This window comes from Croceibacterium ferulae, from assembly GCF_003660445.1.
In the GTDB taxonomy this organism is placed as follows: domain Bacteria; phylum Pseudomonadota; class Alphaproteobacteria; order Sphingomonadales; family Sphingomonadaceae; genus Croceibacterium; species Croceibacterium ferulae.
The window spans coordinates 268,111-275,863 of record NZ_QZVQ01000008.1; the positions used below are offsets into that span (position 1 = coordinate 268,111).

7 protein-coding genes and 1 pseudogene are annotated in these 7,753 nt (G+C 66.0%); 5 read left to right on the top strand and 3 right to left on the bottom strand.

The window, feature by feature from the left end:
- The first annotated feature begins 30 nt into the window (after positions 1-30).
- Genes D5S08_RS11445 through D5S08_RS11455 form a run of 3 tightly spaced genes read left to right on the top strand, consistent with a single transcriptional unit; the run spans position 31 to position 2,676 of the window.
- Complete coding sequence (locus tag D5S08_RS11445) at positions 31-1,224, top strand: FAD-dependent oxidoreductase (RefSeq protein WP_121118605.1); 1,194 nt, start codon at positions 31-33, stop codon at positions 1,222-1,224.
- Positions 1,221-2,012, top strand: a complete 792-nt coding sequence (locus tag D5S08_RS11450; RefSeq protein WP_121118607.1) for a maleate cis-trans isomerase family protein — start codon at positions 1,221-1,223, stop codon at positions 2,010-2,012. Before D5S08_RS11445 ends, D5S08_RS11450 begins: the two co-directional genes overlap by 4 nt.
- Before the next feature lie 22 nt (positions 2,013-2,034).
- Positions 2,035-2,676, top strand: coding sequence for an isochorismatase family protein (locus D5S08_RS11455; protein ID WP_121118609.1), 642 nt, complete (start codon positions 2,035-2,037; stop codon positions 2,674-2,676).
- 19 nt (positions 2,677-2,695) lie between these two features.
- Here the strand turns inward: D5S08_RS11455 and D5S08_RS11460 are convergent, their stop codons facing one another.
- On the bottom strand, positions 2,696-4,030 hold the full coding sequence (locus D5S08_RS11460; protein WP_121118611.1) for a family 1 glycosylhydrolase: 1,335 nt from the start codon (positions 4,028-4,030) through the stop codon (positions 2,696-2,698).
- A gap of 188 nt (positions 4,031-4,218) precedes the next feature.
- Positions 4,219-4,494, bottom strand: coding sequence for a hypothetical protein (locus D5S08_RS17485; protein WP_175578928.1), 276 nt, complete (start codon positions 4,492-4,494; stop codon positions 4,219-4,221).
- On the opposite strand from D5S08_RS17485, the pseudogene D5S08_RS17490 reads away from it, so the two are divergent.
- Positions 4,495-4,662, top strand: a pseudogene (locus D5S08_RS17490) (LysR substrate-binding domain-containing protein); the annotation flags it as partial. It lies immediately after the preceding gene.
- Between the two features lie 89 nt (positions 4,663-4,751).
- The gene (locus D5S08_RS17160) at positions 4,752-5,081 is read left to right on the top strand and encodes a hypothetical protein (protein ID WP_241557364.1); all 330 of its coding nucleotides are present in this window, start codon (positions 4,752-4,754) and stop codon (positions 5,079-5,081) included.
- Positions 5,082-5,185: 104 nt separating this feature from the next.
- Here D5S08_RS17160 and D5S08_RS11475 read toward each other — a convergent pair whose 3' ends face one another.
- Positions 5,186-7,090 carry a TonB-dependent receptor plug domain-containing protein gene (locus tag D5S08_RS11475; RefSeq protein ID WP_241557365.1) on the bottom strand — a complete coding sequence of 635 codons (1,905 nt, stop codon included), beginning with the start codon at positions 7,088-7,090 and terminating at the stop codon, positions 5,186-5,188.
- Positions 7,091-7,753 lie beyond the last annotated feature (663 nt).

The window sequence follows — 7,753 nt, forward strand, 5'->3', positions numbered from 1 at the left end:
CCATAAGATACCACGGAGAGTTCCCCGGATATGAACAGTTGTGAAGTCCTCGTCGTTGGGGCGGGGCCTGTCGGCACCACCTGCGCCTCGCGCCTGGCCAGCATGGGCATCCGGGTCACCATCATCGAGGCGGAAACCGATTACACCCACGATCTGCGCGCCACCACCATCCATGCTTCCACGCTGGAGATGCTTGACGAGATCGATGCGGCCGACCCGCTCATCGCCATCGGCTTGAAGGCGCCTGTCTACCAGATGCGCGATCGGCGCAGCGGTGAATTCTTCGCGTTCGACCTGACGGAGTTGGACAACTTTACCAAGTTCCCGTTCCGCCTGCAGTGCGAACAGTTCAACATGGCGCGCCTGCTCACCAGCCGTCTGGCCGCGCACCCGAACGTCGACCTGCGCTTCGGCTGCCGCTTCGTCTCGATGCAGGAGAATGGCGAGGGCACCGTCGCCACTATCGAGGAGAACGGCGAGCGGCGGGAGATCGCGGCCCGGTTCATAATCGGGGCGGACGGGGCGCGGTCGGCCGTGCGCAGGCAGATCGGCACGCAGTTCGACGGCTTCACCTACGAGGAGAAGTTCGTGTCCATGTCGACAGACTTTCCTATTCACGAGGTCATCACTGATCTCGCCTATGTGAACTACATCTCCGATCCGGAAGAATGGCTGGTGCTGCTGAAGGTGCCCAGCGTCTGGCGCGTGCTGGTCCCGGCGGACGGCGCGCTTTCGGACGAAGAGCTGATCAGCGATGCGAACAAGGATGCGCTGTTCGGCCGCATCGTGGGCGATCGGCACGTCGAGACCACGCATCGCACCATCTACAAGGTGCACCAGCGCGTGGCGCAGCAATTCGTGCACGGCCGCGCGATCATCGTGGGCGACGCCGCGCACCTCAATAATCCGCTGGGCGGCTTCGGCATGAACAGCGGCATCCATGATGGCTGGAACCTGGCGGACAAGCTGTGGCAGGTCCTGCGCAAGGGTGCCGGAAAGGAGGCGCTGGACCTGTTCGAGCGGCAGCGCCAGGCCGTCACCCGCTCCTTCATCCAGGCCCAGACGATCGAGAACATGCAGAACATGGGAATGGCGGAAGGCGAGGTGCTGCGCGCCAAGCAGGAGAAGATGCGCCGCATCCATGCCGATCCGGTCGCCCGGCGCGAACATCTGCTGCGTCAGTCCATGTTCGCCAGTCTGCAGGAAGAAAGGGCCATCGTATGACGGACATCGCCGCCACGCCGCCCGTCGCACTGGCGCGCCGCAACCGCGACGTGCAGGGCTACCGCTACAAGTTCGGCGTCCTGGGCCCGTCCACCAACACGATCGTGCAGCCCGACTTCGACGATCTGCGCCCCCACGGCGTGACCAACCATTACAGCCGCATCGTGGTGGACAATGCCAAAGCCGTATCGAACGAGACGTTCATGGCAGGCGCGTGGGAGATCAGCCACAACACGATCGGCGCCGTGCGTGGCGTGCTGACCTGCGCGCCGGACTACCTGGTGATGGGTATGTCGGCGGTGACGTTCTTCGGTGGCGCGGAAGGCGCGTTGAAGTGGCGCCGCAATGTCGAGGAGGGTTCCGGCCTCAAGGTCAGCACCGGGTCCGAGGCACTCGCCGCCGCACTGGCCGCCTATGGCGGCATCCGACGGGTCGCGTTCTTCTCTCCCTACTATCCGACCGCCAATGCGGAGGTGCGCAATTTCCTGTCGGACTATGGCTATGAAACGGTGCGCGACATTCCGCTGCAGGCCCCTTCCTGGACCGCGATCGCCGAGATCGACGATGCGCGCATCCGCGAAACATTCCAGGCGCTGGACGGGGACGACGTGGATGCCTTGATCCAGGTCGGGACCAATGTCTCCGCCATCCGCTTCTGCGCCGCGGCGGAGCAATGGCTGGGCAAGCCCGTGATCGCCATCAATACGGCGACATACTGGCATGCCCTGCGGACCTGCGGGATCAACGATCATGTGCCCCATTTCGGGCGGTTGATGTCAGAGCTCTGAAACAAGCCAAGGGGAATACAAGGTGAGCACGCCTGAAGACCTTTCCACCAATTATGCGCGCGCCTATGGCCGCAAGGTCGGCTTCGGCCGCCGGCCGGCCCTGCTGCTGATCGATTTCGTGCAGGGTTACTTCGATCCCGGATGCGACCTTTACGCCGGGGTGGAGGATGCCCTAGCCTCGGCCCTCCGGCTGCGTAGCGCCGCCAAGCAGGCGGGCGTGCCGGTCATCCTGACCAATGTCGTGCTCGACCCCAGCGGACTGGATGGCGGCCGGTTCCTGGAGAAGTCCAAACCGATGCGCTACTTCATCCGCGGCAATCCGATGGCCGCCTGGCCGCAGGGACTGGACCCGGGCGAAGGCGATCTGGTCGTCTCCAAGCAATATGCCAGCGCCTTCTTCGGCACCTCGCTTGCCGCGACACTGACCGCGCTTGGCGCCGACAGCGTCATCCTGACGGGGCTGACTACCAGCGGCTGCGTCCGGGCGAGCTGCGTCGATGCGATGCAGCACGGGTTCCGCACGCTGGTGGTGGAAGATGCCTGCGGTGACCGCCACCCCGATCCGCACCGCGCGAACCTGTTCGACATGAACGCGAAATATGCCGACGTGGTGAGCGAAGCGGCGGTGCTGTCCTATCTGGACACGCTGCCGCCGCGCGACTGATCGGCGGGATCAGGGGCGATCAGACGGCGTTGGCCCGCGCGATCGCCCCAAGCACCCCGGCGCTGGGACGCGGGGTGCGGGCAAAGGTGGTTCGATCCACGCTGCACAGTCCGTAATGCGGCTTGTACCCCTGGAACCACTCGAAATTATCTATCAGCGACCAGTGGATGTAGCCCAGCAGGGGGATACCCTCTGCCAGCACTGCCTGCAGTTCACGCAGGGCCGCCGGGATCAACCAGGCACGCTGGGCATCATCGGTCACGTCAGTGCCATGCTCCGTGACGAAGATCGGCTGCGGGCAGCGGGAATGGGCATAGCGCACGGCGTTGGCCAGCGACGACGGGTAGATCTCCGCGCCTCCGGCATTCAACACCGCGCCCTCCGGCGCCGGCAGCTTGCCGCCGGCGCCCCAGATCGCGCGGTAATAGTTTTGGACACCCAGGAAATCGTCGCCCCGCGCGGCCTGCAGCCAGGGATCGTAGAGCTGCGCGCGGATGGTGTCGCGCATCTCGCTGCCCCCTTCCGCCGCATGATCGTCACTCATCGCCAGGCTGACGCCCACCGCAAGGTCGGGGCGAACCGCCTTGATCGCCTCCCGGCCCGCAGCATGGCCGGCAAGCAGATGGGTCTGCACCGCCACCCGATCCGGCACATAGACCGGGTTGCCGGACAGGAACAACGGCACGCCATAAAGCCGCGCCGCCGCTGCGGCCATCGCCCGGTCGGCGACGATCAACCGTTCCCCCCTGCCGCCCGGCAGCGCGACCTCCAGCATGCCTACGAGGTTCGGCTCGTTCAGCGTCAGCGCATGGCCGATATGCTCGGCCAGATGCTCCGCCGCACGGCGACAGTAACGGGCGAACAGGGCCGGAGCCTCCGGGTTGGCCCATCCCCCCTGAGATGCGAACCAGATCGGCGTGGTGAAGTGGTTGAACGTGACAACCGGCACCAGCCCCAGGGCGCGGCAGCCTGCGATCATCGCCCTGTAATGATCCAGCATTGCGACCGAGAACTGGCCGGGCGCAGGTTCGATGCGGCTCCATTCCAGGCTGAAGCGGTAGGTGTTTAGCCCCAGCGCCTTCACCAGTTCCAGGTCCACCCGCCACAAGGCGAAGCTGTTGGCCGCATCCCCGGATACCTCGGCGAAGCTGGTCGGCTCCATGTGTTCGAGCGCCCACACGTCCGAGTTCACGTTGTTGCCCTCGACCTGGTAGGCGGCCGTCGCGGCCCCCCACAGAAAACCGGAGGGGAAGGGTGCGGTCAGTCGGCTTCGATCTGCGGCCAGCACAGGAGCGAGTGAATGAACCGCTGCCCCGGCAAGGGAGATGGCCAGAAGGCTTCGTCGATCAACCATTGCGTGCGGTCCTCCTCCACGGTTCGCCGCATGATCGATGAACTAGCATGTGGGCTGCAACATGTTCCTGCGCCGATCATGGCAAACCTCCGCTATACGGAGTTATTTGGTTGCGGCATGTTTCGGGCGCGCTGCGATTGGCAGGCCGCGGATGGCGGCGACATGGCGCTTCGGCGCCAGAAGGCGAGCTACACCGAACCAGGCGACACGGCATCGCGGAACAGGTCCCCGGGGCTCGACAGGCGCTGGTGCCGCAACTCGGGCGCTCCTGTTCGCATGCAGGAATTCTGGTTTGTCGCCTCTGTGGTGGTGCTGATGTCGGGCGCGGTGCCGAGGTCGGGGTTGGCGACCGTGAAGCCGCGCTTCAGCCCTTCCACCATGCCCATCTCATAGGCGATGCGCCCCGCCCCGCCGCCGTGTAAGGGCTGGTGCGGGTGACATCGGCGGAGGCGCTGGCAGGGCATGTGCTGACACCCGCATTCGCCGCCCTGCAGTCCGACCATCCCGGCATCGTGATCGAGCTCATCACGGACGACCGGTCGCTCAGCCTGGCGCGGCGGGAGGCGGACATCGCCGTGCGGCTTGGCCGGTTCGAAGCGCACGAGATCGTGGTCCGCGAGGTCGGCGAGATGGCGTTCGCCCCCTACGCCTCCGCCGGATACCTCGCCAGCCATGGCCGGCCTGACTGGGCGGCAGGCGCCCCGGCCAACGGGTGGTGCGCGTGCAGGACGATCTGCTGGCGACGCCGGACGGACAATGGCTGGCCGAACGCACCCGCCAGGCGGGGCCGGCGCTGCTCGCCAACAGCCGGGAGGTGCAACTGCGCGGCGTCATGGCCGAAGTCGGTCTCGAGCACCTACCCTGTTACCTGGCGCAGGGTCAGCCGGGGCTGGTCCGGCTCGACGCCGAACCGTCGATCGTGCGGGAAATCTGGATGGGCGTGCACCGCGACACGCGCAGTGCGCCGCGCATCGTCGCCGTGCAGGAGGCGCTGGTCGCCGGGCTGGAGAACAGCCGTGCGCTGCTGCGTGGTGCCTCCCCGCCGGGGTGAGCGCTGCACCGGCGGGGTGGACCTGTCATGGACAGTTGCTTGCTTCTCGCCATCCGCAGCTGGTTCCTGTTCTCCGGAACCAGCCCTTCGTTCAGGCTGCTTTGCTACTCGGAACCGCCGAATTTGAGGCGCACGCCGCCGTTCAGCACGAAGCCTTCAAGCGGTGCCCAGGCGTCTACTGTCCAGCGCCCATCGGCTGCTCGGGCAGGCCGGAGCAGCGGCTCGTACTTCGTCTGCCGGGTGCCGAAGATGTTCTCGGCATTGAGGAACAGACGGGCGTTCCCGACGGCGATCTCACCCATCAGGCCGACCTCGAAATAGGGCCGGGATCGCGTCCTGTACGGATTGTCGTCAAGCGATTGGCGACCCGTATAATAGACCTCCAGGCCAAGGCGCCCCTTGTCGTGCTGCTCCCACATGGCGACCAGCCCGGCCGTGTGCCTGGGTGTAAGCGGTACCCGCCGTCGGCCTGATCCATCCGGTCTTTCCTCGTCGGCATCGACAAAGACATAGCTGCCGGTCAGGCTCAGATCCGCCCAGCGATAGCGCAGTAGCAGCTCCGTCCCCCGTGTCTTCGTGGTGCTGGGCAGGTTGATCAGGCGCACCCGGCTTGCTCCACTGACAGCGTCGAGCGGCACCAGTTCGGTCGTGTTGCGCATATTGGCGCCGAACAGCGTGACGTTCGCTTCCAGCGGTCCGCGCCTGTAGCCGAGATCGACCGACGCGTTTGTGGCCGTTTCCACCTCCAGACCCTCGATCGGTGCAAGGCGCGACAGACCCGCCGCCTCGATCTCCTCCACGAACGGCGTGGGCGCGTAGAACCCGCGTCCGCCGGACAAGCGAACAGTCCAGAAGCCCGGCCGGTAGAGCAGCGACAGACGCGGGCTGAACCGGGTGCCGAACTCATTGTGAAAGTCGATCCGAGCACTGCTCGCGAGCGTCAGATCCGGCGACAGATCCTGTTCCAGCTGGCCGAAGACACCCGGCACTTCGTAGGCGTAGTCGAAGATCGGGAAGGTCCGCGACCGGAAAGTGTCGCGCTGATAGGCCAGCCCGCCGATCCAGGAGGTGCCGCCCGCGGCGCCCGAAAGCGATGCTTCCGCAAAGACCGTGCCGTGCCGGTCGTTCTCCACAACCTCCCCGAACTGGTGCCGGTGCCCTTGGGTCATGCCCGAACCGCGCAGATGCACGCTCATCGTGTCGCTGAGCGGAACCTCCGCGACCAGCCCGACGTCGAAGCGTTCGGTATCCTGCGCCTGGCGAAAGGCCGTGCCATCGGGCGTCGCCCGCCCCCTGAGCGTGCCGCCGGTCCGCTTCTCGGTCATGGCACCGGCGGTCAGGAAGACTTCCGCGCCGCCATCGCCTTCCCAGAACAGACGCGGTCGGACCGTCCACCGCTCATAGCCCGGCATGTCCACCCAGCCGTCACCATCCAGATCCTGCCGGCTCTGGCGATGGTAGCCGCCCGTGACTGAGCCGCCCAGACCGCCACCCAGCGGCGCCGCGGCATAGGCGGTGGCGTCCTGACCATTGCGCGAGGTGGCATTGAGCAGGGTCTCTGCCTCGAACGTGTCGCCCGGCCGACGGGACACGAGGTTGATCACCCCGGCGAGCGCCGATGGACCGTAGAGGGCAGAGGCCGCCCCCTTGATGACCTCGACCTGGCCGAGGTCGGTCGGGGGGATCTGCAGCAGACCGAGCGACGATGCCTGGCCGCCATACAGAGGCAGCCCGTCCGCCAGCAGCTGCGTGTAGCGCCCTTCCATGCCCTGGATGCGGATATTGGCCGAACCGAGCGCGGGGGAGGTGATCTGCACGCGCAGGCCGCCAGTTTCGCTGAGGATCAGCGCGATGTTGCCGGGACGCATGAGGATCTTCTCCTCGATCTCCTCCCGGCCGAGTACCTCGACGCGGACGGGTTCGTCCTGGACCCGTCGACCGGAGCGGGTCGCCTGGACGATGATCTCGTCCTCGCCCTCTTCAGGCGTGGTCGGATCCGGTTGAGCCACTTGCGCGAAAGCGGCAGCGGGCATGAGCGCTGCAACGCCCGCAAGCAGGGCGTAGCGTAAGCTGATAGGCAATTCTGGAACTCCTGAGCACAATGGTCAGCAAGCAGGCGCGGGCCTGCGGCATGCAGTGCTCAGGCGGCAGGTGGCTCGGGCGGTGGGGCTTGTTCCGCGGGTGTCAGCGGCCTGCTGGGCAATGTGAACAGCAATGCAGGTCCATCACCCTGGCCGCCAATTGCCGGACTCTGACCAATCTCGGGCGAGACCGGGCAGTGGTTATGGCATCCATGCACGACATCGCTCTGGGAGTGACTATCCGAGCCATGATCCGCTGGGTGGATATGTGCGACGGCATCCGCGCCGGTCCAAACCCCGCCGTCTGCCTCCGCCGGTGACAGGTGTAGCCCGCACCAGAGCACTGCCACGGCAAGCAGGAGACGGAATACACGACGCATCCGGTGATCTTAGCCCGGCCCATCGTAGAAGCCCAGCGTCTCCTACGATCAGCAAAACGGGCCTTTAAGGGCCAGGATGAGATGATCAGAAACGCCATGGTCCGACTGAGCGAGGGTCCGCTTACCTGACGTAGACTCCCCAAAGCTGCTGGGCCAGATTGCGTACGCCCCCGGCGCTCACCGTCGACATCCAGCCGATCGGACGCGGTGC